This window comes from Amycolatopsis sp. NPDC001319 (assembly GCF_042896185.1).
Taxonomy (GTDB): Bacteria; Actinomycetota; Actinomycetes; order Mycobacteriales; family Pseudonocardiaceae; genus Amycolatopsis.
In genome coordinates this window covers 1-22,916 of sequence record NZ_JBIAWY010000016.1, presented here as the reverse complement: position 1 = coordinate 22,916, position 22,916 = coordinate 1, and the positions used below count along the sequence as shown (strand labels likewise).

General features: G+C 67.0%; 20 protein-coding genes and 4 pseudogenes. 9 read left to right on the top strand and 15 right to left on the bottom strand.

The features are described 5' to 3' along the window. Positions 1–356 precede the first annotated feature (356 nt). Positions 357–1,046 carry a hypothetical protein gene (locus ACFY1H_RS41695; protein WP_386955736.1) on the top strand — a complete coding sequence of 230 codons (690 nt, stop codon included), beginning with the start codon at positions 357–359 and terminating at the stop codon, positions 1,044–1,046. A 174-nt stretch (positions 1,047–1,220) separates the two neighbouring features. Here ACFY1H_RS41695 and ACFY1H_RS41690 read toward each other — a convergent pair. Both ACFY1H_RS41690 and ACFY1H_RS41685 read right to left on the bottom strand, forming a co-directional pair. Beyond that, positions 1,221–2,387 (bottom strand): annotated as a pseudogene (locus ACFY1H_RS41690) (IS3 family transposase). Between the two features lie 493 nt (positions 2,388–2,880). Beyond that, positions 2,881–3,507, bottom strand: coding sequence for a hypothetical protein (locus ACFY1H_RS41685; protein ID WP_386955735.1), 627 nt, complete (start codon positions 3,505–3,507; stop codon positions 2,881–2,883). A gap of 511 nt (positions 3,508–4,018) precedes the next feature. Here ACFY1H_RS41685 and ACFY1H_RS41680 point away from each other — a divergent pair. Then, a complete protein-coding gene (locus ACFY1H_RS41680) occupies positions 4,019–4,549 on the top strand; it encodes a DinB family protein (protein WP_386955734.1) in 531 nt (176 codons plus the stop codon). A gap of 197 nt (positions 4,550–4,746) precedes the next feature. Here the strand turns inward: ACFY1H_RS41680 and ACFY1H_RS41675 are convergent, their stop codons facing one another. Further along, entirely contained in the window at positions 4,747–5,586 is an 840-nt protein-coding gene (locus tag ACFY1H_RS41675; RefSeq protein WP_386955733.1) for a helix-turn-helix domain-containing GNAT family N-acetyltransferase, read from the bottom strand. A gap of 102 nt (positions 5,587–5,688) precedes the next feature. Between ACFY1H_RS41675 and ACFY1H_RS41670 the strand changes: the two are divergent. Further along, positions 5,689–5,940, top strand: a pseudogene (locus ACFY1H_RS41670) (FAD-dependent oxidoreductase); the annotation flags it as partial. Between the two features lie 504 nt (positions 5,941–6,444). Here ACFY1H_RS41670 and ACFY1H_RS41665 read toward each other — a convergent pair. The 10 genes and pseudogenes from ACFY1H_RS41665 to ACFY1H_RS41620 all read right to left on the bottom strand — a co-directional run bounded on the left by ACFY1H_RS41665 (position 6,445) and on the right by ACFY1H_RS41620 (position 16,689). Further along, positions 6,445–7,128 (bottom strand): IS3 family transposase, encoded by a 684-nt coding sequence (locus ACFY1H_RS41665; RefSeq protein ID WP_386955732.1) that lies wholly within the window; start codon positions 7,126–7,128, stop codon positions 6,445–6,447. Next, on the bottom strand, positions 7,110–7,298 hold the full coding sequence (locus tag ACFY1H_RS41660; protein WP_386955731.1) for an IS3 family transposase: 189 nt from the start codon (positions 7,296–7,298) through the stop codon (positions 7,110–7,112). The genes ACFY1H_RS41665 and ACFY1H_RS41660 overlap by 19 nt, the downstream gene beginning before the upstream one ends. A gap of 166 nt (positions 7,299–7,464) precedes the next feature. Continuing rightward, entirely contained in the window at positions 7,465–7,755 is a 291-nt protein-coding gene (locus ACFY1H_RS41655; RefSeq protein WP_386955730.1) for a transposase, read from the bottom strand. A gap of 12 nt (positions 7,756–7,767) precedes the next feature. Beyond that, positions 7,768–8,253 (bottom strand): annotated as a pseudogene (locus ACFY1H_RS41650) (IS5 family transposase); the annotation flags it as partial. Further along, a pseudogene (locus ACFY1H_RS41645) lies at positions 8,246–8,677 on the bottom strand (helix-turn-helix domain-containing protein); the annotation flags it as partial. The pseudogenes ACFY1H_RS41645 and ACFY1H_RS41650, both read right to left, overlap by 8 nt. A gap of 113 nt (positions 8,678–8,790) precedes the next feature. Next, on the bottom strand, positions 8,791–9,462 hold the full coding sequence (locus ACFY1H_RS41640) for an alpha/beta fold hydrolase (protein WP_386955729.1): 672 nt from the start codon (positions 9,460–9,462) through the stop codon (positions 8,791–8,793). Between the two features lie 530 nt (positions 9,463–9,992). Continuing rightward, complete coding sequence (locus ACFY1H_RS41635; RefSeq protein WP_386955728.1) at positions 9,993–10,226, bottom strand: hypothetical protein; 234 nt, start codon at positions 10,224–10,226, stop codon at positions 9,993–9,995. Positions 10,227–10,425: 199 nt separating this feature from the next. Further along, complete coding sequence (locus tag ACFY1H_RS41630; RefSeq protein ID WP_386955727.1) at positions 10,426–11,280, bottom strand: LLM class flavin-dependent oxidoreductase; 855 nt, start codon at positions 11,278–11,280, stop codon at positions 10,426–10,428. A 38-nt stretch (positions 11,281–11,318) separates the two neighbouring features. Next, on the bottom strand, positions 11,319–15,479 hold the full coding sequence (locus ACFY1H_RS41625) for an amino acid adenylation domain-containing protein (RefSeq protein WP_386955726.1): 4,161 nt from the start codon (positions 15,477–15,479) through the stop codon (positions 11,319–11,321). Positions 15,480–15,504: 25 nt separating this feature from the next. After that, on the bottom strand, positions 15,505–16,689 hold the full coding sequence (locus tag ACFY1H_RS41620) for a macrolide family glycosyltransferase (RefSeq protein WP_386955725.1): 1,185 nt from the start codon (positions 16,687–16,689) through the stop codon (positions 15,505–15,507). A 350-nt stretch (positions 16,690–17,039) separates the two neighbouring features. Here ACFY1H_RS41620 and ACFY1H_RS41615 point away from each other — a divergent pair, with 350 nt between their 5' ends. The 4 genes from ACFY1H_RS41615 (at position 17,040) to ACFY1H_RS41600 (ending at position 19,190) form a co-directional block, all read left to right on the top strand. Then, a complete protein-coding gene (locus tag ACFY1H_RS41615) occupies positions 17,040–17,822 on the top strand; it encodes an SDR family NAD(P)-dependent oxidoreductase (protein WP_386955724.1) in 783 nt (260 codons plus the stop codon). Positions 17,823–18,080: 258 nt separating this feature from the next. Next, positions 18,081–18,290, top strand: a complete 210-nt coding sequence (locus ACFY1H_RS41610) for a hypothetical protein (RefSeq protein WP_386955723.1) — start codon at positions 18,081–18,083, stop codon at positions 18,288–18,290. Positions 18,291–18,333: 43 nt separating this feature from the next. Beyond that, the gene (locus ACFY1H_RS41605) at positions 18,334–18,933 is read left to right on the top strand and encodes a hypothetical protein (protein WP_386955722.1); all 600 of its coding nucleotides are present in this window, start codon (positions 18,334–18,336) and stop codon (positions 18,931–18,933) included. Beyond that, entirely contained in the window at positions 18,930–19,190 is a 261-nt protein-coding gene (locus ACFY1H_RS41600) for a hypothetical protein (protein WP_386955721.1), read from the top strand. The genes ACFY1H_RS41605 and ACFY1H_RS41600 overlap by 4 nt, the downstream gene beginning before the upstream one ends. Before the next feature lie 381 nt (positions 19,191–19,571). Here ACFY1H_RS41600 and ACFY1H_RS41595 read toward each other — a convergent pair whose 3' ends face one another. After that, entirely contained in the window at positions 19,572–19,799 is a 228-nt protein-coding gene (locus tag ACFY1H_RS41595; protein ID WP_386955720.1) for a hypothetical protein, read from the bottom strand. A gap of 514 nt (positions 19,800–20,313) precedes the next feature. Then, entirely contained in the window at positions 20,314–21,375 is a 1,062-nt protein-coding gene (locus ACFY1H_RS41590) for a methyltransferase domain-containing protein (RefSeq protein ID WP_366585297.1), read from the bottom strand. 459 nt (positions 21,376–21,834) lie between these two features. On the opposite strand from ACFY1H_RS41590, the gene ACFY1H_RS41585 reads away from it, so the two are divergent. Together ACFY1H_RS41585 and ACFY1H_RS41580 are read left to right on the top strand one after the other, a co-directional pair. Beyond that, positions 21,835–22,008 carry a hypothetical protein gene (locus ACFY1H_RS41585; protein ID WP_386955719.1) on the top strand — a complete coding sequence of 58 codons (174 nt, stop codon included), beginning with the start codon at positions 21,835–21,837 and terminating at the stop codon, positions 22,006–22,008. A gap of 594 nt (positions 22,009–22,602) precedes the next feature. Further along, a partial coding sequence (locus tag ACFY1H_RS41580; protein ID WP_386955718.1) for an FAD-binding protein occupies positions 22,603–22,916 on the top strand: 314 nt, incomplete at its 3' end.

The following is a 22,916-nucleotide window of genomic DNA, read 5'->3' as shown; positions in this document are numbered from 1 at the left end:
GCACGACCCGTCTACGGACGCAGACACGCAGCGGTGATGACGCGCCTCGTGGTCGTCATTGCGCAGCACCGGGGAAGACCCCGCCGGCAGGTTGGGGGGAGGGCCTGCCGGTGAGGTCGTGCGCGGTTGGGAATGACCTCTCGGTTGTTCGGGCGAAGTTCGGCGATGCCGCGTTACAGGATCATCGGTGGTTCAGGCTCAGGCTGGTCGAGTTGGTCTGTGACCGGTGGCCTCCTTTGGTGCCGGGCCGTCCGATCTTGCAGAATGCTGATCATGTGGGGCGGGGGGAGAACCGCCGACGCCGCCAGTCATGAGACCACGGCGCGAGATGGTGCAGCAGGAAGGCGGAACCGGCGATGACTTACCCACCGCAGCCCGGGCAGGGCGGCCGGCCCGGCCCCTACGGCCAGGGCTGGCAACAAGCCGGCCCGGGCGGGCAGCCGGGATGGGTCCCGAACGCCCAGCAGCCGGCCTGGGGCCCGAACCAGTCGTACGGCGGAGGTTACGGCGGCGGCCCGCAGCCGCCGAAGAACAACAACACCGGGTTGTGGATCGCCGTGGCCGTGGCCGTGGTGATCGTGGCGACGCTCGGCATCACCGGATTCGTCGCACCGGGTTTCTTCCTGAGCAAGGACTCCTCGATCACTGCGGCGCAGACGCAGAACCCCGCGCCGTCGCAGCCGTCGCAGCCGACGACAGCACCCTCGGAGCCGGGCCTGCCCACCAACCAGACCGCCGTCCCCGGCACCGGCGGCTTGGCAGGGGCCGACGGCAAACAGTTCGTTGGCGACTTCGTGGCCAAGCTCAACGCCAAGGACGCCGCCGGCGCCCTCGCCATGGGTTGCCAGGGCATGGACCTCTTGAAAGACGACATCGACAACGTCACCGGCGGGCAGCCGCAGCTGACGGTGAAGGACTACAGCGGCAGCTCGACCCTCGTCGCGCACCTCGGCGGTTCGCTGTCCGGAAAGGACATCAGCGGCTCGGTGCAGGCCACCAACATCTACGGCAACTGGTGCGTCCAGCTCCTTATCGTGCTGGACTAATGACGCGACCGGTCTCCACTGCTGTGAACGTTCGTCAAGTCCCGTACTACTGCTGGTTGGGGTCGGCAGCTAGCCCCGTGACCGACCCTGCCACGAGCCGCAGTAGCGCCACGACTTGGAGCTGAAGCGCGCCGACCAGTGACGGGTCTGCTGCAGGAGTGGTGACAGTGGTAGTCACGCAGCCTGGCTGGCTGGCGTGGTCATGATTGCTTCGTATTCGATGGGGGCCAACCGGCCGAGGGCGGCTTGGCGTCTGCGGCGGTGGTAGGTGCGTTCGATCCAGGTGACGATCGCGGTCCGGAGTTCGGCTCGGGTGGTCCAGGTACGCCGGTTGAGAACGTTGTTCTGCAGCAACGCGAAGAAGCTTTCCATGGCGGCGTTGTCGCCCGCGGCGCCGACCCTGCCCATCGAGCCGGCCAGGCCCGTGACGAGCGAGTTCACGGACGAACTTTCTGGATCGAAATTGCGATCCGCGGTCGGTGTGCACCACGCAGTCGGCGACGTCGTCGTGGCGGGCGATGGCGTTGGCGAGCGCGGTGACGGCGAGACGGGACTTCATCCGGGAGTCGATGGAGTAGCCGACGATCCGGTTGGAGCAAGCGTCCTTAACCGCGCAGAGATACAGCTTGCCTTCGGTGGTGTGGTGTTCGGTGATGTCGGCCAGCCACAGCTGGTTCGGCGCGGTGGCGGTGAAGTCGCGCCGGACCAGGTCGTCGTGGACCGGCGGACCGGCCTTCTTGCCGTTGCGGCCGCGTGTCCTGCCGAACGCGCTCCACCAGCCCATGGATGAGCAGATCCGCCACGCGGTCCGATCCGCCATCGACAGGCCGGCGTCGCGGGCTTCGTCGGCCAGAAACCGGTAGCCGAACTCCGGATCATCGCGGTGCGCGTCGAACAACGCGTTCGCCCGATATGCCTGCTCGAGCTCCGCGGCGGTGATCGGCCTGGCACGCCACCGGTAGTAGGGCTGTCGAGCGATGTTCAAGACCCGGCACGTCACCGCGACGGGGATACCGTCCGCGGCCAGCTCGCTCACGAGCGGGTAGAGCCTTTTCCCGGCAGGTTCGCCTGCGACAGATACGCCGTCGCCCGGCGCAGGACCTCGTTCTCCTGTTCCAGCAGCTTGATCCGCTTGCGCGCTTCGCGCAGCTCGGCCGAGTCGTTCCTGCTCACACCGGGTTTGGTACCCTCGTCGGTGTCGGCCTGGCGCAGCCACTTGAACAGCGTCATCGGGTGGACCCCGAAGTCTTTGGCGATCTGCTCAACCGTCACACCGGGCTCACGGTTACGGGCAACTCGCACGACATCGTCGCGGAACTCCTGAGGGTAGGGCTTGGGCACAGCGACATCCTCCCAGCTCACCATCACGGCAAGCCAACTCAGATGTCACCTACTCGTGCAGCACACCCTCTTGCAGGAGTGGGGTGTGGCGGGTGTCGATGGTGACGGTGAGCGGGCCCCATTCGACCCGGTGAACACGGCGACCCAGCCGGGTTCGCCGGTGGTGAGGTGGTCGGTGCTGTCGGGCCAGGGATCCTCGAGCAGATGCTCGGGGTCCTCGATGCGGTACTGCCCGTCCGCGACCTGGATGACTAGGTCGCGGACGGTGTCGTCAGTTACCGGTTCCACGCGTCTGTGTCCGTCGGGTAGCGCGGCCCATGCCCATGAATGGATCCTCGCCGTCGTCGGTCTGCTGCCACGTCTTCAGCGATGGGAGCAGGTTGTCGAGCCTTAGGATCAGTAGCCCGTCCACCAGGCGTCGGGCGCCCAAGCACGAGGAAGCCCCGACCGCTGCGACGGGCGCCGGGGCTTCCTGCTGCCGGTCAGAGGGTGGTCAGTACGACCATTCCCATCCGATGTTGCCGTTCTGGAAGTAGCCGGAGCTCTGGGTCACTTGGACCTTGCCGGTGTCGTATGGCGTGGCGAACGCGATCTGCCCCGTGTAGGCGTGGCCGGGGACGTAGGTCGACGGCAGCTTTTTTAGCGGCGTCACGCACCTGTCCGTCTCGATGATTCTCGTGCCGATCGTGCCAGTGGTCGATAGCGAGAACGGGTTGATCCTGCCGGGCAGGACGATGAACGGGCTTAGGCGCTGCCCCGCGACCTTGTCGGTGTAGGTCTTCACGGTGACGTCCAGTACGACTGTGTGCCTGCCTACCGCGCGCCGGCTGGAGGGGTCACACTTCGGGTCCACGTTGATCTTCGTGATCCAGAAGTCGGCCGCTTTGCTGCCGTCAATGTTGGTGATTCCGACTCGTTCCCCGACCTTCTTCGCCAGGTAGGTGGCCGCCGCCCCAGGCGCCGGTGCGGCCTCCGGCGGTGTGATGGGCACGATCTCAGGATGGGCGTGGGGCGTGGTGGCGGGCGGCGCGTGGGTGGCGGGTGGCACGTTGGTGCCGCATGCGGTCAGGCCGAACGCGGCGACCGCCGTGGCGGTGAGCAGGAAGAAGCGCCTGGACAAGTCGTAATCCCTTGGTCAAGTGATCGCCGCTGGCGAAGACCGCATCGTGCTGCCGGAGTCGAAACCCCCAGCGTAATCTGTCGATTTATAGCCTCGACGTGGGTCGTGATAATTCGTTTGGTTCGGTCGCTCGTCTACGCGGCTAGCCGGTTCGCCGAACCCGGGCGGGCGCCGAGTGTCTCGTGCCGGCTGTATCGCGGCGACGACGGACGCGTCTCAGGTGCCCCGTCGGTCGCGGCACTGAGGCAGGCCCTGCGTGGCGACGGGGTCCACGCACACGAGGCAATCGCTTAGGACAGCACGTCGTGTTGCGCAGGGCCTACTGGCAGAGCCGCGTCAGCGCGGTGATGGACTCGCCGTGCGGCGACGGCCGGTAAGTTGCGTCGGCTCGACGTTTCGGGCCTGCGGGGCGGCGGGCAACGCTGCTCTGACGTTGCTGAGGGCGGCTTCAGCTGCACGATGACATGCTTTGACCGGCACGAATGCAGTCGCTAGCCCGGAGGGCCGAGTCATGGATCGGCAGGCAGTGCATCGGCAATGGGACTGCGACCGCGCCACTTTCCACATGCTGGTGGCCGCCTCGACGAGAGAGGCTCTCCTCCGGCGATCGCAGGGGACCCGGTGGACCAACCAGCAACTGCTATTCCACCTCGTATTCGGCTACCAGATCGTACGCGCCTTGCTGCTCCTGGTTCGTCTCTTCGGCCACCTGCCGGACTCCGCCAGCCGCCGATTCGCGGCCGCGCTGAACGCAACCACGCCGCTGTTCCACGTGATCAACTATGTTGGGTCGTGCGGCGGAGGCTTGATCGGACCCAGGCGCGCGGCCTCGTGGCTCGACCACATCATCACGTCGCTGCACCGCAGCCTCGATCGTGCCGACGAAGCGGATTTGGCCCGCGGGATGCGCTATCCGACCGGTTGGGACCCGTTCTTCCAGCCGTACATGACCCTGGCCGATCTCTACCGGTATCCAGCTCGGCACTTCGCCTTTCACCAGCAGCAGCTGACGCTCGATCACGAGCGTCCGACCGGAATGTGAAGCCCTCGCTCAGTTCACGGCCGGGACTCGATGCCACCTAACGGCGCGCTGACGTTCCGGGTGCGGGTCGGCCGCAACCCAGGCGTTCCACCAGCGCGGGCCGCGGTGTTTCACCGACTCCACCCGCAACGCCACCGGGGGAGCTGACTCTCTCGCGCCAGACCGCCTGAGAAGTGCAGGCTGCCACGTTGTCGAAGTCAGCTGACCGGGCTGCGGCGCTCCAGGAACACGGTGTCGTGCCAGGTGCCGTCGCGTTGGGCGATGCGTTCGCGGATGCCGACGGTGCGGTAGCCGGCGGAGTGGTGGAGGGCGAGGCTGGCGCGGTTGTCGGTGAAGATGGAGGTTTGCAGGGTCCAGAGGCCGGCGTCGTCGGCGGCCATGACTTGCTTGCGCAGCAGGGCTTTGCCGACGCCGCGGCCGCGGTGGGATTCGGCGACGTAGACCGACGTTTCGGCGACGCCGGCGTAGCAGTCGCGTGAGGAGGCGGGGCTGGCGGCGGCCCAGCCGACGACCTGGTCGTCGGCTTCGGCGATCCAGCGGTGCTCGGGCAGCCACTTCCCGTCGAGGCTGGCGCGGGTGGGGACGGTGGTTTCGAAGGTGGCGTTGCCGGTGGCCAAGCCTTCGCCGTAGATGCGCCGGACGGCGGCCCAGTCGCCCGGTTCGAGGGCGCGGACGGTGACGTCGGCGGGCACGTCGTCGGGGCAGCAGGGGCGGGGGCCGAGCAGGCCCATGACGGCGTCGGCGGCGTGCGGGAGCCCGGAGCAGCAGGCTTCGTTGACGGTGACGACGGTGGCGGTGCCGACCTTCTCCAGGTTCACGAATCCGACGTCGGCGAGCTTGCGCACGTGGTGCGACGTCGTGGACTGGCTGGTGCCGAGGATCTCGGTGAGCGCGCCGACCGTGAGGCCACGCGGGGTGGTGGCGACGGCGTGCAGCAGTCGCACGCGCACGGGCTCGGCCAGACAGGCGAACCACTCGGCGTAGGTGGTGGCGTCCGTGGTGGGCAGGACCTGGGCCTGAGGCAGCGCGATCGGCATGCCCGTCAGTATATCGATCCGAATCGATGGTTGCATCCATCGATTTCGGTCGATACTCTCTGGGTCGCGTTAATCGAGCAGGACCGATGGAGGGTGTTGGGGATGGGCGAATACCCGGTTGTGGTCGTCGGTGCGGGTCCGGTGGGTCTGGCGGCGGCGGCGCAGCTGTTGGAGCGGGGCCTGGAGCCGCTGGTCTTGGAACGCGGTGGGCGCGCCGGCGCTGCGGTGGCGGAGTGGAACCACGTCCGGTTGTTCTCGTCGTGGTCGGAGCTGGTGGACCCGGCGGCGGGCCGGCTACTGGCGCCGACGGGATGGATGCGTCCGGACAGCAGCGGTTATCCGACGGGGGCCGAGGCGGGTCTGGTGCATCTGCGAGCTCGTTATTACGGCCTCGCACGGCTCTGTTCCTGTCGCTGGACCCGCTGGTAATTGCAGCTTCTGGCGCTACCTCGGCGAGGGGTTTGGTTATGCCGGCATCGGGGTGCGGCGCGGTCCGTTGCTGGGTGCTGGAGCCCTGTGTGGCCCCGACCTTGGCGAGGCGGGTGCCGCGTCGGCGGGCGCGCGGACATGACCATGCTCCGGATTGGTGTGGCGACGGCGCCGGCGGCAGTGGGCGCGGCGATGATGGGACTTCGGCGGCCCCGGATCGATCTGGGACTTCAGTGATTTCGGCGACGAAGACGCTGGTCTCCAAGTAGCAGAAGTCCTACGGCAACGCGCATCAACCGAATCATATGGACCACGTGTTCTGGCCGAAGCGCAACGCCGACAAGCGAGGGCTGTTGGCCCAGGGCTGCGGCGGCGAGGATGAGGCGATGACTCACGTAAAGACAGCATCGGCGACGTGCCGGACGGTTTTTACGGATAGGTAACGAGAAGCCCGGTGTATATCAAGGGGCAGGATGATGGACGACATCTCCAAGATCGCGAAAAACTCACCCCATGAACTCGGTTGAACTGGGGTGTGTCAAGGTTCTTGGACGGTCCTCGGTGGGTTGCCTCAGGCCGCGCTCGCGGTGAGGTGATCACGGTAGGCCTCGACCGGGTGCGGTAGCCGAGGCCGCTGTGGAGTCGTTTCCGGTTGTAAAACACTTCGATGTAGTCGGCGACGGCGAACCGCGCACGGACCCGGGTCGGGAACATTTCGCGGTGATACATCTCGGTTTTCAGCGATGCGAAGAACGACTCGGCCGCCGCGTTGTCCCAACGCACCCCGGTTCGCCCGACACTGGTTCGAACCTGATTGTCCTTGCAGAATCGGAAAAACTCGGCCGAGGTGTACTGCGTTCCGCGGTCGGAGTGGAACACTGCGCCCGGGCTGACATGGCCGTGGGTGATCGCCATGCCCAGGGCGTCGGTGATCAACGATGTCCGCATGCGATCAGCCAGCTGCCAGCCGACGACCATCCGGGTGGCCGGATCGATCACGGTCGCGAGATACAGCCAGCCCTCACTGGTTCTCACGTAGGTGATGTCGCCGACCAGCCGTTGACCAGGCATGTCCGCGGTGAACTCACGGCCGATCAGGTCGGGACTGTGCACGGTTGTTCCCCGGGCAGGGTGGTGCGTTTGTATGCCCGGGGCTGGCAGCCGGCCAGCCCGAGTTCGCGCATGAGATCGGCCACCAGCCCGACGCTGCACGGGTGGCCTTCGCGGTTGAGCTGGGCCGTGACCCGTCGGCGGCCGTAGGCACCGCGTCCCTCGGTGAACACCCGGGACACATGCTCCCTGAGTAGGCGGCGCCGGGCTTGGGTGGCTGTCTCGGTGGAAACCCGGTGCCTCCAAGCGTAAAACGACGACCGGGCACCCGTAGTAACCGGCACATCCAGGTGATCGGATAGTGGGCCTTCTCCGCATCGATGACCGCGCAGCGCTCGGCTACTGCGAGGTCCGCGCGAAGAAGGCCGCGGCTTTTTTCAGGAACTCGTTTTCCATCCGCAGCCGGCGGATCTCGTCTTCCATCTCCGCGACCCGGGCATGCTCGGACGGGCTCACCGGTCGCGCAGGTCCAGGGTTCTCGCGCCGCCACGCATTGACCCAGCTGGCCGGTGTGCCGGCGTTGATCTCGAGATCCCGGGCGACCTCAGCGACAGGTTTACCGGTCTCGATCACCATCTGCACAGCCTCGGCCTTGAACTGAGCGCTGAATCTCCGACGCTGCTCGGGCATACACCCATCCTCTCAGACAGGAGGCCCTGTCCAAGATCCTTGGTACACCCCAAGTTTCTTGTAGCAGGTGAGGCTGGCTCCGAGGATGAGGAAGGCGAGGAAGTGCTCGGCTTTGCGTTCGTAGCGCAGCGTCAGGCGTCGGTAGCCGGTGAACCAGGCCATGGTTCGTTCGATCACCCAGCGGTGTTTGCCGAGTTTCTGGCTGGATTCGATGCCTTTGCGGGCGATGCGGGCCTTGATGCCGCGGTCGCGGACCCAACGCCGCAGGTCGGGTTGGTCGTAGGCCTTGTCGGCGTGCAGCTTGGCGGGCTTGCGGCGCCGAGGGCCGCGGCGGGACTTGATTGCGGGAATCGCCATCACCAGGGGTTTGAGCGCGTAGGAGTCGTTCGTGTTGGCTGCGGAGACAGCGACTGCGAGCGGCAGTCCGGCGCGGTCGGACATGGCGTGGATCTTCGAGCCGGGTTTGCCGCGGTCTACCGGGCTGGGACCGGTGGACCATGTGCCCGGGCCAGCGGGCGATGATCCGCCGCGGAGCCCGGTTGGTGGCACCGGTGAGGTCGAGGAACCGGCGCCGGTTCAGCCCGAGCTGCAGCAGATACCGGCCGACGGTCCGGACCGAGATCGTGATGCCCTCGGCGGCCAGTTCGGTGGTGATGCGGCGGGCGGAGTACTTGCGGTCCCGGCGCAGCTGCTCGATCCGGGCCACGACCTCGGCGGGGGTGGCGGTGGGCTGGTGGCGCGGCACGCTCGGGCGGTCGAGCAGGCCGGTCTCGCCGTGGCGGCGCCAGCGGTTGACTCACTTGGACGCGCATTGGCGGGAGATGCCCATCTCAGCGGCAACATGCGCGATCGGACGAGTCTGGCAACGCTGCACGAGCCGGCGACGGCCCTCCACGGACAGCGGGGCGTTACGGTGATGCACGGACGGGTCTTTCTCTCGGCGGATGTGTTGGTCGCACTTCCATCCTGCCGCCGAAAGACCCGTCCCTCGTCTCAAGCCCTCTCAGCCGACACCAACGTCATGACCCGCGACAGCTAGCGGGCGGGTTGAGGGGTGTCGGCGAGTAGCCGCGCGAGCTCACGTGGTCGCGACCAGAACGGCGAGTGTGACGCGGCCAGCTCGACGATCGACGCACCGTAGCGTTCGTGGGTCAGCCGTGCGCTCTCGCGGGGGTCGATGGCGCGGTCGGCAGTGCAGACGATGTGCCGCGTGGGCACTCCCGGGTGTGCGTGGTGCACACCCGGCACCAGCGCTCCGATCCGGTGGGGGACGAGCCGCTCGATCGCCGAATTTGCGTCGGCGCGCTCGCAGTCCTGGTAGAAGAGATCGTAGGCGTCGTCGGGATCCCACACGACGCCGTCGTCGGTCCGCCCCTGCCGCGCCAGCGCCTCTGCGAAGCCGGGCGCGATCGCCGCTGGCTCGCCGGGGACGATCGGCGCGAGCAGCACCAGCTCCCGCACCAGGCGTCGGCTCGCGACCAGCGGAGCGATCGCCGCGCCCCCGGAGTGCGCCACGAGCACGGTCTGTCCGGGCGCGGCAAGGGTCCGCTCCACCGCCTCGACGAGGGAGTCGAACGTCGCCCCTGGGCGGGCGAGCCCGAGGTCGGCGGCCACTGCGTGGTGCCCGAGCGCGGCTAGCTCAGGGATCAGCCGCTCCCAGCACCACGCGCCGTGCCACGAACCGTGCACCAGGACGAAATCGGTCATCGACGCCTCCTCAGCTGATCATCAGAGGCTATCCGCGTCCCTCGCTGTCGTGGGGAATTGTCTCCTCGGCGTGCCGGGGAGTGCGCGATCGGCGTGGACGGTCTGGCTTCGCTGGCCGGTCGTTTCGGTCATTGCTGGTCAGCCATATCCGCCCGATTTTCCGAGGGTACTACGGGGACCCCCAGTGGGCGGAGTTCCCGGGCAATCACGCGTGGGGAGCCGCTGCGCTGCCCGCACATGCTCGACGCGGGCGCGTGGCTCGTGCCGCAAGGCTACCGGCCGCCGCGCGAAGGGGAGCGCAGTAGCCGGTCGGGGGCCTAGCGAAGCGGAAGCCGGGCGGCCGTCTGGATGCGGCTCGCGTTGGTCAGGCAGTGCGGCCCCTCCTGAACGGAGCGCCGAGCGCGTCGAACGCTGAGCCATGCCGGCATCCGCCCGGCGACCGCCATGTGGCATGCCGAACACGCTGGCTCCGACTGAGCCCGCTACGCCGTCCTGTACTCAGCGGAGCCAGGCAGGCGGGACGGATGAGGTCACGCTTTCGGGAGAGGCCGGCTCGGGTCGGGCAACGCGTCCCCGGACTTCGCAGCGTTGGCGCGCAGAGCACGTTCGACGTCGCTGGCCCACAAGACGATTTCGGTCGTCGACACACCCTCGATCCAGACATCCTTCTTGGTGAAGGCCGCCCGACCTGGAACCGCATCGGGGATACGCCCGCGAAGTTCGGCCGCGGACCATCCCATGGGGTCTTCCCAGTGCTCCGTCATGGGGAGGAGTCGAGTGACGCAGGATGAGATGGATCGGCTGAGACTACTGCTCTGGTGGCTGGATGGGCGGTACACGAGACGGCCAGCGCCGCCTCGGGATCAAATCGAGGCGGAGATCTGCACCATGATGGGCGAGCCGAACAGGGTGGCACGGTTGATGTCGAATGCCGCTGCGACCTGGTCGACGGGTTTGCTGGCCTCAGAGCACACTCTCGGCCGCGCGAGAGATCTCGTCGATGTCGTCGGTCGTGGCAACGAGGATGAACTCGTCGATGCCGACGTCTGCATAGCTGTGAATGGTTTCCCTCAGTGCTTCCTGCGAGCCGCTGACGCCGGCTGCCATCCGGGTGGCAGCTTCCTCACCCTGGAAGCTGTAGTAGCCCTTGACCTGCGCGCGCCCTTGGTCCTCGTTGCCGAGGGCGAAGTAGCCGATCACGACGATTGTCGGGTTGCCGGTGCGGCCTGCGTGCTTCCATGCTCTCTTGGCGGCTTCGATGGACGGGCCGACAAGAGACACCGGGCCGGAGGCGGCGATGTAGCCGGCACCTTCCCGGGCCATGCGTGCGAGTGCTGTGGGGCTGAAGCCGCCGAAGAGCAGCGGTATTTCCCGCGTGTCGGCAGGAACGGCGGGGTTCGTCCCGTCGCCGACGGGCTCTCCCTTCCAGATCCTGCGGTAGATCTCGAGGTCGTGGTCCATTCGTTTGCCGCGGCCCTGCACGCCGCGTCCTTCGACCGGGAAGTCGTCCGGTCGTCGCCCGACGCCGAGGCCGAGTGTGAGCCTGTGTCCGGAGACGCCGTCGATGCCGGCCAATTCCTTTGCCAGTAGTGGTGCCGGCCAGGTGGGGGCGAGCAGCACGTGGCTGAGCAGCCCGATAGTGCTGGTTGCGCCTGCTGCGGCGGCGAGCGTGACGGTGTCGCTTACGCCTGGATAGGCGTACCGGCCGATGGTGCCGAGGGTGGAGAACCCGGCCTCCTCGGCCTTCGCTGCCCATCGTGGAATCGTCTCGGGGCGGACGTTTCGCACCTGGTTGGGAAGCCCGATGCCGATCTTCACTCAAATCTCCTTCCAGCATCGTCGGGTTTGGTCGCTGACTACGCGTTGAGCAGGCGGCGTAGATGGTCGGCGATGAGCGCGGCGCCGTCTGGCTCCACGACGTCGTGGTGGCGTCCGGGGATGGGGATGATCGTGAGGTCGGGGCAGTGGTCGCCCCAGCCGAGGGCAGGGTCGTCCGGTTGGTCGTCGGGCTGAGGGGTCAGCCATGGGCGCCGGTCGGTGCCCCGGAACAGCACGACCGGCCCGAGATAGGGCTGCTGGGGTGGCTGGTAGTGGATCAGCGCCGCGGTGTCTTCGGCGAGGGTGAGATGGCTGTGCAGGAGTCCTGGGCTGACGCTGTCACTGATCCCGGACCTCTTGACCGCCTCCGTGAAGAGGGCGATCTGGTGGGGGCCGTCGCTGGCGGCGAGAAGGTCCAGGTCGAGGTCGACCGAGCGGCCGTGGAGGCTGCCGACGTAGTCGGCGACGGTGCCCAGTGCGTTCGCGGCGACCTCCCGACGGGTTTTTTCGGCCCGACGCCAGGGGGGAAGTGTTGTGTCGAGCAGGACGACCGGGACGGGCGCGGCGCCGTCTGAGGTCAGTCGGTGGGCCGTTTCGAACGCGGCCAGCCCTCCGGCTGACCAGCCACCGAGAACCGCCGGTGCGGACAGGAGCTGGGCGTATCGACGTGCCCGGGTGGGGATGTCGAATGCGTCTTCGACGCGTTCCATGCCGTAGCAGGGGCGTTGGGGCTCGAGTTTCCGGGCGATCGGCGCATAGACCGCCGAGTTACCTCCGGCGGGGTGCATCAGGTACAGCGGACGCGCGGACCCGCTCGCTTTCAGGCGGCGCACGAGCCCGCCGGACGGATTGCGCTGGCGGTCCCGGACGATTTCGGCGAACTGCTCGATGGTGGGGTGGGCGCGCAGGTCAAGCGCCGTGATCGGCCGGCTGACTTCGGGGGTGATGACCTCGAGGATCCGCGCGATGTGTGCGGGCGGCGCGGCGGCGAGGTCGGTGTCGAGACCCGTGTCGGTTCCCCATACCTCGGAGGCGACGCGCAGGACCAGGCGCTCGGCGTCGTCGCGGCCACGTGGTGTGACAGGCCGTGGGACCTCGGCAGCCAGGTGAGCGGCCAGCCCCGCGACGGTGGGGTTTGCGAACACCTGCCGGACGTCAAGGGTGACGCCGAGGACGGCACGGGCGCGGGCGGCGAGACGGGTGGCGAGCAGCGAGTGGCCACCGCGCTGGAAGAAGTCGTCATCAGCACCGACCTCGTCGACGGCGAGGACTTCGGTGAACAGTGCCGCGATCGACTTCTCCATCGGTGTACCTGGCTGCCGGGACCTGACTGCGGACTCGAACCTCGGCGCGGGAAGCGCGTCGTGGTCGACCTTTCCGTTCGAGGTCAGGGGGAGCGTGTCGAGGCAGATGATGGCGGTGGGGATCATGTGTTCGGGAAGCCGCGTAGCCAGGAAGGCGCGCAGTAGTTCCGGGTTGTCCGGGCCGGGGCTGACGTAGGCCACGAGATGGTTGGTGCCTGTGGGATCGGGACGTGCGACCACAGCGGCAGCCGTGACGTCGGAGTGCTGGACGAGCACCGTCTGGATCTCGCCAGGCTCGACTCGGAACCCGCGGATCTTGACCTGGTCATCCATGCGTCCGAGGAACTCCAGCTCGCCCTGGCGGTTCCAGCGAGCCCGGTCGCCCGTGCGGTACATCCGCTCGCCGCCGGCTCCGTAGGGGTCGGGCACGAACCGCTGTGCGGTCAGGTCCGGCTGGTCGAGGTAACCACGGGCCAATCCGCTGCCGGCGACGCAGAGCTCGCCCGCAACTCCTACCGGCACCGGGCGAAGCCGTTCGTCGAGAACGTATATCTGCGTCCCGGCGACAGGTCGTCCGATGGGGACGGTGGTTTGGTTCGGCGAGACTTGGGTGACGGCATGGACGGTGGCGAACGTGGTGTTCTCAGCCGGGCCGTATGCGTTGATGATGTCGAGGTCCGGACAAACCTCACGGACCCGCCTGACCGCATCGACGGACACGGCCTCCCCGCCGGTCCAGACTTCTTCAAGGGGCGCGAGACTCTGCGGAATTTCGTCGGCGATCACGGCGAACAGCGCAGCCGTGACGAACAGGCTGGTGATTCCGTGCCGGTTGATCAGTGCGGCGATGTCGGTAATGTCGAGTCGCCCGGCAGGAGCAAGCACGGCCGTGCGGCCGCTGAGCAACGGCGTCCACAGCTCATGGCTGAACGCGTCGAAGGTCATCGGCGAGTGCACGAGGACACGATCATGGGCGCCGTGGATCAGACGCGGGTCGAGGACCATCTCGGCCAGGTTGCGGTGGGTCAGGACGATGCCCTTGGGACGACCGGTCGATCCGGATGTGTAAATCACACAGGCGGCGTCGTCGGGGTCACGATCTGGCTCGATCTGCTGCGGGGCCGTTTTCGCGGACAGGTCCTCCACGCGCAGCACCGCGGTCGTGGACGGGATCTCGAGTTCGCCGTGGCTGGTGGGATCGAACTCGGCAGTCGTGAGCAGCAGCTCGGGCCGGGCGTCCTGCAGCAGGAACCGAATACGCTCCGCGGGCTGAGTGGTATCGAGCAACAGGTAGGCCGCGCTGCTCTTCAGCACCGCCAAGATCGCGAGGACCAGATCAATTCCGCGCGGCAGCGCCAGTGCGATCCGACGTGGCGCATCGCGGTGCCGCGCGGCGAGGTGTGCCGCGAACCGGTCGCTTGCCTCGTCGACCTCCCGGTAGGTCCATGATCGGTCGGCGGTGACGACCGCGATGGCGTCCGGGGCAGCGGAGACCTGTGTGGCGAAGAGGCCGGTGATCGTGCGCGGTCCCGTCAGGGTGTCGGCACCGCGGCCCCAGTTCGTCAGTAACCGTTGTCGCTCGCGTGAATCCACAAGATCGAAGGAGCCAATGGGCCGGTCCACGGTGGAGGCGGCGAGCTCGCCGAGGAGCCGCAGGAAGCGGGTGTGATGCGTGGCGACGTCTTCGGCGTCGTACAGCTCGTCATTGCCCTGCAGATAGGAGCGCAGACCGCGTGATCCAGGTCCGTCGTCGAGGAACAGCGTCAGGTCGTGGACCGGGTTGGTGGTCATCGTGCGCCAGGTGACCCGGTGACCGCCGATCGTGAAGGCGTGGTCGAAGCTCTGCAGATTCACGGTCATGCTCAGCAGCCCGGCAAGGCCACTGCGGATCCCGAGATCCTGACACAGCTGTGTACCACGGTAGCGCTGGTGGGCCAGGGCTCCACGAATCTGCGAGCGGGTGCTCTCCAACAGTTCGCCGACCGTCGTGTCTGAGTGGACCCGCAGCCGGAGCGGCACGACGTTGGACATGAGCCCGCAGCCGGACGCCTGTAGCTCGGTCGGGCGAGCGGCGACCGGGTAGCCCAGGACGATGTCGGTCTGACCCGTCATGCGGTGCAGGAACGCTGCAGCTGCGGCAACGGGGACTAGGGACCGCGACCGCGAGCCCACCTGTCCCGCCAGGTCGCGTATCGCGTCGAGGTCACCGGCGGGCATGTGCTTGGCTGACCAGACGATCTCGTCTGCGGGACGCGTTGGCCGACGGCCGCTGAGCCGGCTGGGTTCGGGAGGCGCCTCCAGCTGGCCGGTCCAGTACTCCTTATCGGCGCTGAATTGTTCGGAGGATTGATAGGACTGCTCGGCCTGGACGATGTCCCGCAACGGGGCGAACGGTGTGGGCCCTACCTGGACATCCGCGATCAGAGCGTCGTAGATCGCGGCTACCCGCGCCACGACAAGGCGCATCGAGGCCCCATCGGTGATGATGTGGTGAAACCCGAAATACCAGGCAAACCGCTCCACATCCAGCATAAGCAGAGAAAAGGTGAACATCGGACCAGAATCGGGACACATCGGGTCTCGCAGGTCGGCGCGTATCCATCGTTCGGCTGCGGCGAGCGGGTTGTCCTCGGTGCTGACATCCACAACCGGGAACGTCCAGTCCACCGTGGAACTGATGACCTGCACGATCTCGCCGTGCTGCTCGATGAATCGCGCGCGCAGTGCCGGCGATTCATCCACCACCTGGCGGAGGGCACGCTCGAACAGAGCCGGGTCGATCTGTCCGTGAATCTCGATGTACTCGCCGAGCCGGCACGCTGATGACGCGGGGGCCAGGCAGGCCATCATCCACATCTCCCGCTGCGCGGGTGACACCGGCAGAATCTCATCCACTGTCAACAACCACCTGGTGCGTGACTCAGGACGCCCGCCGCACCGATTCGGCGACGACTGCCTCGATGGCGTCGACCGCCGTGGTGGCGCCGTCCGCCGGTACTGCGTCGGCCGCGGCGCGGCATGCCTGTGCCACTGTCTCAGAGGTCATGGATTCGCGTACGGCATTCCGCAGCGCGACGGGTGTTATCTGACCGGGCTCGAACACGGTTGCGACACCCGCTTCGGCGAGCATGATCGCGTTGTCGAACTGGTCGATGGCCTGCGGCACCGCGACCATCGGCACCCCGAACGCCAACGCCTCCGACGCGCCACCAGGTCCGGCATGAGTCACGAACACAGAGGCGTGGCGCAGCACCGACCGCTGGGGTACCCGCCGGTGCACCTCGACATCGGATGGCAGCGGTCCCAGGTCCTCCGGGTCGATGTGGCGGGTGCCCACCGAGAGGACCAGGTGCCACCCCTGTCCGCTCAAGGCGGCGATGCAATCGCGGAAGAAGCCGATGGAATCAGTGAATGCCGTACCCAACGACACCAGCACCAACGGCCGCTCGGGTGCAGGCCACGGTTGCTGCTCGGGCCGCCTGTCGAGGCCCGGACCGACGAACGTGTACACCGACGGATCGAAACGCTCGGGTTGCGGTTGCAGTAGCCGCGGTATGAGCACCAGACACCGCGACGGCCGGCGCAGAAACTCCACAACCGACAACGAGATTCCCTGTCTTCCCAGCCAGCCGGCGAATCTCGCGCGGATCTCCGCCGCATCCGGAGTCTCCGCCATCACCGGCAGCCACTCCGTCGGCCGATGATCATCAACCGTGCTCACCCGGGCCGCCGCCAACTTCACCGCAGGCAAACCCCAGCGCAATGCCAGGGCATACCCCGCGTACGCAGTCGCCTCGTACACGACGACATCAGGACGATCATCGGTGAACGCGTCTTCCAGTTGCGGCAACGTGCGCTGGGCGTAAGCCAAATTCATGCCGAAGACGAACGTCGCAAGATCGACCGGTTCGCCATCCGCAGCCGGCATCACGGTCTTTGGCTGGTCACGGATCACTGGCGTCGCACCCGTCGAGGCGATCAGCTCGGCGAACTCCGCAGTGACCGGGCAGCTCACCCGATGACCCCGCAAGACCAACTCGTGAAGAACGCCCCGAAGTGGCTCGATGTGGCCCATCGCGCTGACCGTCACGACCAGAACGTGCAAAGCTTCACTCCCCGCTCAGTACTCAACGCGGAACAAAGTGGGTACTGCCGCCGACATCCGATGGGCACGGCGCGCACGTCATCTGACCCGCGAATACAGCCACAGCGCTGCTGCCAATTGATCTTCCTCTGGTCTCGACCCTACCCGGCTCTGTCTGGACGTTGTGTGTGACAACGGATCCATTTGCCCGAGGTGCCATCAAGGCTGCGCACCCGGACATGTTGTGCGTCACTACGAATAGCGCACACGTGCCGCACGCGAGCAACCTGAGAACCACTTCAGTACGGACTCGCGCTCCAAGGAGACGCCATGACCTCGACGCTCAGCCGACCGCAGCGCGGAATTGAACAGTGAGCCGCGCCGAGGCGGTGCCGGACTACCTCGATCAGCTTCGACTCGACGGACGTGTTGTCGTCGTACTGGGCGCGGGCGCCGGAATCGGCCGCCAGACCAGCCACGCGCTGGCCCAGGCGGGAGCCACAGTGGTCTGCGTCGGCCGGCGCGCCGAACCCGTCGAGACCGTGGCGAAGGAAATCGGCGGCCACGCCGTCACCGGCGACGTCACTCGTCGCGACGACATCGCACGCATCTTCGCTGAGGCCGCCCGGATCGGCCCGGTCAGCGGACTCGTCGACATCGTCGGCAGGGCACTCCCAGGCTCCGTGCTGACCTACGACGACGACTGCTACGACGAACAGTTCGACGTCGTTCTCCGACACGTCTTCCTGGCCCTGCAAGTCGGAGGCCACGCCCTCGCCGAAGCGGGCGGCGGGTCCATGGTCTTCATCGGCTCGGTGTCCGGACAGGAATACCTGCCGAACCAGGCCCTCTACGGGGCAGCCAAGGCAGCGCTCCACCGCCTGGTTGAGTCGGCCGGACGCGAGCTCGCGCCACGCGGCGTCCGCGTTAACGCCGTGGCTCCAGGCTTCACCCACACCCCCCGCCTCGACGAACTCTTCACCCAAGACCAGTGGACCGCAGTGAACGCAACCATCCCACGCGGCCACGCGGGCACGGCATCCGAAATAGCCGGCCCGGTCCTGTTTCTGCTGTCGAGCCTCGCTAGCTACCTGAACGGGCAGACGATTACCGTCGACGGTGGCATGACCGCCAGCTTCAACGGCCGGTTCTGACCGGTCGTCGGACACGGCCTTCCAGTAGCGCGCGCCGGAAAACAACACTTAGCGCGTTGACGCTGGACCGGGGTGGTGGGGCCACCGGGATATGCGCGAAAGGGGCAATGAGCTCCTGAGTGTGCAGGTCCGGATGTTTGTCGGCATAGAACCAGCGCGGTTCGCGGTGACCGCCGGCCGGTGTCGTACCTACTGCTCTACCGCGTGCCGGGTCCGCGCGCACCGCCATGCCCGCGGCGCCGGCCGGGAGACCGCGGGATGGTCACCAGCGTGGCGGTGCCGCGGCTGGCGCAGGTAGCTGCCGAGACTCCCGGCCTGTCCGCCGCCGTCGCGCAGGGCTACCTCGCCGTGCCCACCCAGCGGCCGCCGATCGCCGCCGACCCGCTGCTGGCCGACAACGCGTTCGTGCACTTGACCGCCGCCGGCCGCGATCTGCTCGCGGGCCTGGAACCCCGGCTGCTGGACTGACCCCGCCCGCGCCAGTGACAAGAGCCGTCCTGTGAACGTCCGCATGAGTCTCGAGGCGAAGTTCTCCTCGACCTCGCCCGAGCAGGAGGCGCGCCGGATCGCCGATGCGTTTGCCCTCCGCCGGGCCACCTCCGCGTGGGAGATCGCCTCGCTCGTCGATGGCGAGCTGAACCTGGCACGCGTGTGCCGGGTGCCGCCGGGCCGGATCCTGCACGTCGTCGGCGACACCGACCTCGCCAAGCAGCTGCGCAACCTCTACCGCAGCGGGGCCGTGGCGGGCTGGGAACTGCGGCCCGCCGAGCCCACTCGCACGCTGCTGGAAGAGGTGCGCGAGCGCCTGGCCGCGGACGGGACGGGTCCGAACTTGTGGTGCGAGAAGCTGCTGCGCCTCGGGTTCGCGCACGCCGAAGAAGTCACCGCCTGCCCGGACGAGGCCCTGCTCGACCTCGTCGGCCTCGGCCCGCGGGCGCTCGCCGATCTGCGCGCCGCGCCGCCCTACGCCGCGCCGAACCCCGCCGCCGACGGCCTGCACGGGCCGTCGATCGTCTCGGGCACGCCTCGGCCGACGCCGGCGTCCGCGGCTGGTTGGTCGGGCACTTCGCACCAGCGGAGAGCGGCCGGCACGCCGACGAGGTCGAGGTGAAATGGGTACACCACCCTGCCGGCGAGGCGCGCGCCGCGTGGAGCCCGCCGGCCGATGCCCGCGCGCTCACTGTGCTGGTGGCCGGCGGTCCCTTTCGTCTCGACGTCGAAGAGGAGGTCGTCGAGCTGCGGCAGCTCGGCGACTACGTCCTGTTCGGCCCGGGTATCGCGCACGCTGGCAGGCTCTGGGCGAGGCGACGATGCTCACCGTGCGGTGGGCCGTCGGCAACGGCGCACCTGCAGGTTTTCGAACCCTGAAAATGAAAAAGGGCCGGTGGGACACACCGTGATGTGTGGCCCACCGGCCCTTGGCGGTGATTCAACAGTGAGGAGTGGCGGTCGGTCGAGATGCCTTCACGGCGACCCAATGTGCTCCGGCGCGTTCACGGGCAGCCTCGTTGCGTGCGTCGGCGCGCTGCTGGGCCTCGTCGGGCGCCAAGCTGGCCGACCTACGTTGTGGCCGCCGAGCCGCCCCGACGTCGACGGTGCTCCCGCAAGCAAGCCCTGCTCAGCTTCGGGAGACGGGAGCCCCGCCGCTCGTCAGGTTCAACTCCCTTGACGCGGTTCAGGGCTCACATGTTGTTGGCGATAAGTGCGCCGCGGTTTGCCCGCGGCGCACTTATCTCGAGAATGACACGACTAGTTCTGCACGAGCCACCAGCGGAGGGCGCCACCACTGATCGTGACCTGCTCGCAAGAGAGCGAAGCGCCCGGGTGCACGGTCTCGTAAATCGCCAGCGCGGCTTGGCACGCGTTCGGGTTGTCGTAGCTCGCGATCACCGTCGAGGCCGAGGCGATCGCGTTCCCACCGAGGACCAGCGCACCGGCGACCAGTCCCGTAGCGAGGGCCTTGCTGCTGAGTTTCACGTCTGTTCTCCTATTTTCGCACGCGCTCGAAGTGTCATCGGGCGAGTCTGTGTTGATCTTGGCACGGCGACGGGGAAGATCCGGCTCGTTTGTCGCCTCCTGAGAAAGCAGGGAAGCAGCGTTGCCCTACCGACCAAACCCCCGGCCCGCCAAAACTGCTTCGGGCCAGGTGGCCGGGAAGAGTTCGACTTCTGGATCACGAAGATCCGCTTTATCCGAAATGCGATCCCCTGAGCTGGGGGAACGATCACCGCGGGACGGCTGGGACGGCTAGCTTCAGCCGTCCCGCGCGGTGATCGCGGTGTTCGGTTGAAGGCGAGCCGCGTGACGGTTGTTGGAGCACGGTTGCCGCGGCGATGATCCGGTTATGGCAACCCCCGGGAGCGGGGCATGTGGACGCTGGCGGTCAGGTGGCCGGCCTGCACGGCTAGCTAGCGCGGCCGTCGATGGCCGGCTGCCGGACGAGCGGCCCGGGGCGGCGGAGCCGGCTCGTGAACTCCGCCGCGCTCCGGACTCACGGAGTCAGCTCGTAAACCGCGTTATGTTCGTTGGACGCCGCGATCCGAGCGTCGCTGAACCCGGCCTCCGTGGCCAGCCTCAAGATGCGCGTGGGCCCCGCCTGATTACCCAGCCCGTACGCCGGTGAACCGGCCAGCCCGCTGGGCAAACAGACCAGCAGCGAGGCACCGGCCATCACTCGCCCCGTCGGGCTGCTGATGGTTTCCTCGACCGTGTCCCAGCTCATCGGCTCGACCAACATGACCCGGCCCTCAGGCGCCAACGCGGCGAGTGCCGCCCGCAACGCCGAAACCGGGTCCGGCATGTCGTGCAGACAGTCGAAAAAGGCGATGAAGTCGTAACTGCCCTCCAGGTCGGCCGACCCCACGTTCCGGAACGTTATTCGGTCGGCCACCCCGGCCGCGGCCGCCCGTTCACCGGCCTTCGCGATCGACGGCGCATGGAAATCGACCCCGACGAACGTCGAGTTCGGATACGCCTCCGCCATGATGATCGTCGACGCGCCAAACCCGCAGCCGACATCAGCCACCCGGGCACCCCGCACGAGCCGCTCCTCAACCCCGGACAACGACGGAATCCACAAGCTGGCCAGGTTGGCCACGTAGCCGGGGCGGAAGAATCGCTCCGTGCCCTCAAACATGTCGTCATGCTGTTGATGCCAGGAGATTCCCTCGCCGGTCCGGAAAACCTCAGTAAGCCGGTCGACGACGCGGGCGCCTGCGGTCATGCTCTGGAACATGCCCGCGACATATCCGGGGCTATCGGGGTTGGTAAACGCATCAGCCTGCTCGGGAGAGAGCCGATAGCGGGCGGTCCGCTTGGCTTCCGGGCCGGAACCACCATCCGTATAGGTGACATAGCCCGCGGCGGCCATCGCCAGCAGCCACTCGCGAAGGTATCGCTCCACCATCCCGGTCCGCTCGGCAAGTTCCCCGGCGGTGACCGGCTCCCCGGAGGCTAGCGCGGAGAACAATCCAAGCCGGTCGCCCACCAACGCCAAGGGCAACGTCACCGCCCCTGCCGCGTCCCTGGTTACCTGGCCAAGCAACTCATCCATCCGAGCTTGATCGACGGCTGTGTTCTTGATTGGCTTTGTCATTCGTCCCCTTCGTGCGGGATCCGGAAAGCTCCGGGACCTGATTCTACTCGTGCCGGATTTCCGACAAGGAAGATTTGTCTGTTTCTCAATGATTGGTGCAACGGTGGCCGAAGGTGTCATCAAAGTCCGACGGGAAACGCACCGACGTCCCTCTCTCCCGGATAGTAGTGGCAAGTACGAGCAGTGCGTGACATGCCGGTCCTCACGTGACCTTGAAGACGTGACCACTAGTGATACGAATTGCTCTTCCCGGAGGTTCACCGACATGACGCGACCTACGCCACACTAGCGATCCAGCGCTCGAGCGGAAGGCCGCACGTGACGTCATCGGCTACTGCGGGCTGATCGACAGCGGAAGGGGAACCGGAGCTGGCGTTCGAGCTGCTCCGGTGTCAGGGATATGCGACCGAAGCCTCGTTGGCGCTTCTGGACCGGGCGAGATCGTCCGGGTGCGAACGTTTGTGGGCCACGGTCTGGGTGCGGAACACCGCTTCTCGCCGTGTGCCGGCCAAAGTTGGGTTCACTGAGACCGAGTGGAGGGAAGTGGACGCGGTCTACGGGATCACCCTGTTCACCACGAGACGGCTCTGACGCACCCGTGTTCGGCCCTGAGCGCTGATCCGAACAGTGACGTCGGGCGTCAGCTGTTACACCGCGCCGTCGGGCGCTCGATGTCCTGAGCGTCAGCGGACCGATCCCGAGCGGTGTGACCTTGTCGACAAGGTCCATAACCTTGACAATTAATATCCAGATCAAACAAAAAGGTAGGGTATGTCGGTTTTTTGAAGGTCCTGGTAAACGGTGGGCAAACAAAAAATTGTTCACCACGGCCCCGTTAGCCCACCTGGGCGCGGGGCGCCACTTTCGATCCGGACGAGAATCCCTCAGATCCGGACAGGGGTAGCCGGTGTACCAGGCCACTCGGACACGGCTACGGCGTCCAAGTGCTCACGGGCGGGGAAAGTGCCCACTTGGTCCAGTGACGATGCTCACGCAGGTCATCGTCACTACGGTCGGTGCAACCTTGTTAGTTTTGTTGGTGCCATGCAGTCCCCCTTGGGGATGTGAGTTCGGGTCTCCGTTGTCGTTTTTCGGGCTTCGCCCGGTCACTTTGCACGGCCATGCGGAGGAATCATTCGGTTTCTCGGTTGCACTGTATTCACACTTGTTGATAGGGCGCATATTATGACTTTCGACGATTCTTCTTTGCCGCCGGTGCTGCCTGAGGATGTCGCGGCCCTGGCGGTCGTGGTGGCGGGTTCGGTTCTGCTGCCGGGTGACGTGGGATACGACGATGAACGCGCCGTTTTCAACCTGAACCACGAGCTGGTGCCCGCGGTGATCGTGGTGGCCGAGAATACGGCCGATGTCCAGGCCGCGGTCGCGTTCGCGGCGGACGGGCATCGGCCGGTTCTGGTGAAGACCACCGGCCACCAGATGGTCGGCACGGCCTCCGGTGCTGTTGTCATCTCGACGCATCTGATGAACGAGGTGGTGAT

Bases quoted from the DNA above. Each gene is read 5' to 3' on its own strand.
- ACFY1H_RS41635 (WP_386955728.1), bottom strand. From the start codon at position 10,226: ATGACGGAGCACTGGGAAGACCCCATGGGATGGTCCGCGGCCGAACTT.
- ACFY1H_RS41680 (WP_386955734.1), top strand. From the start codon at position 4,019: ATGGATCGGCAGGCAGTGCATCGGCAATGGGACTGCGACCGCGCCACT.
- ACFY1H_RS41655 (WP_386955730.1), bottom strand. From the start codon at position 7,755: ATGCCCGAGCAGCGTCGGAGATTCAGCGCTCAGTTCAAGGCCGAGGCT.
- ACFY1H_RS41610 (WP_386955723.1), top strand. From the start codon at position 18,081: ATGGTCACCAGCGTGGCGGTGCCGCGGCTGGCGCAGGTAGCTGCCGAG.
- ACFY1H_RS41675 (WP_386955733.1), bottom strand. From the start codon at position 5,586: ATGCCGATCGCGCTGCCTCAGGCCCAGGTCCTGCCCACCACGGACGCC.
- ACFY1H_RS41605 (WP_386955722.1), top strand. From the start codon at position 18,334: ATGAGTCTCGAGGCGAAGTTCTCCTCGACCTCGCCCGAGCAGGAGGCG.
- ACFY1H_RS41695 (WP_386955736.1), top strand. From the start codon at position 357: ATGACTTACCCACCGCAGCCCGGGCAGGGCGGCCGGCCCGGCCCCTAC.
- ACFY1H_RS41640 (WP_386955729.1), bottom strand. From the start codon at position 9,462: ATGACCGATTTCGTCCTGGTGCACGGTTCGTGGCACGGCGCGTGGTGC.
- ACFY1H_RS41590 (WP_366585297.1), bottom strand. From the start codon at position 21,375: ATGGATGAGTTGCTTGGCCAGGTAACCAGGGACGCGGCAGGGGCGGTG.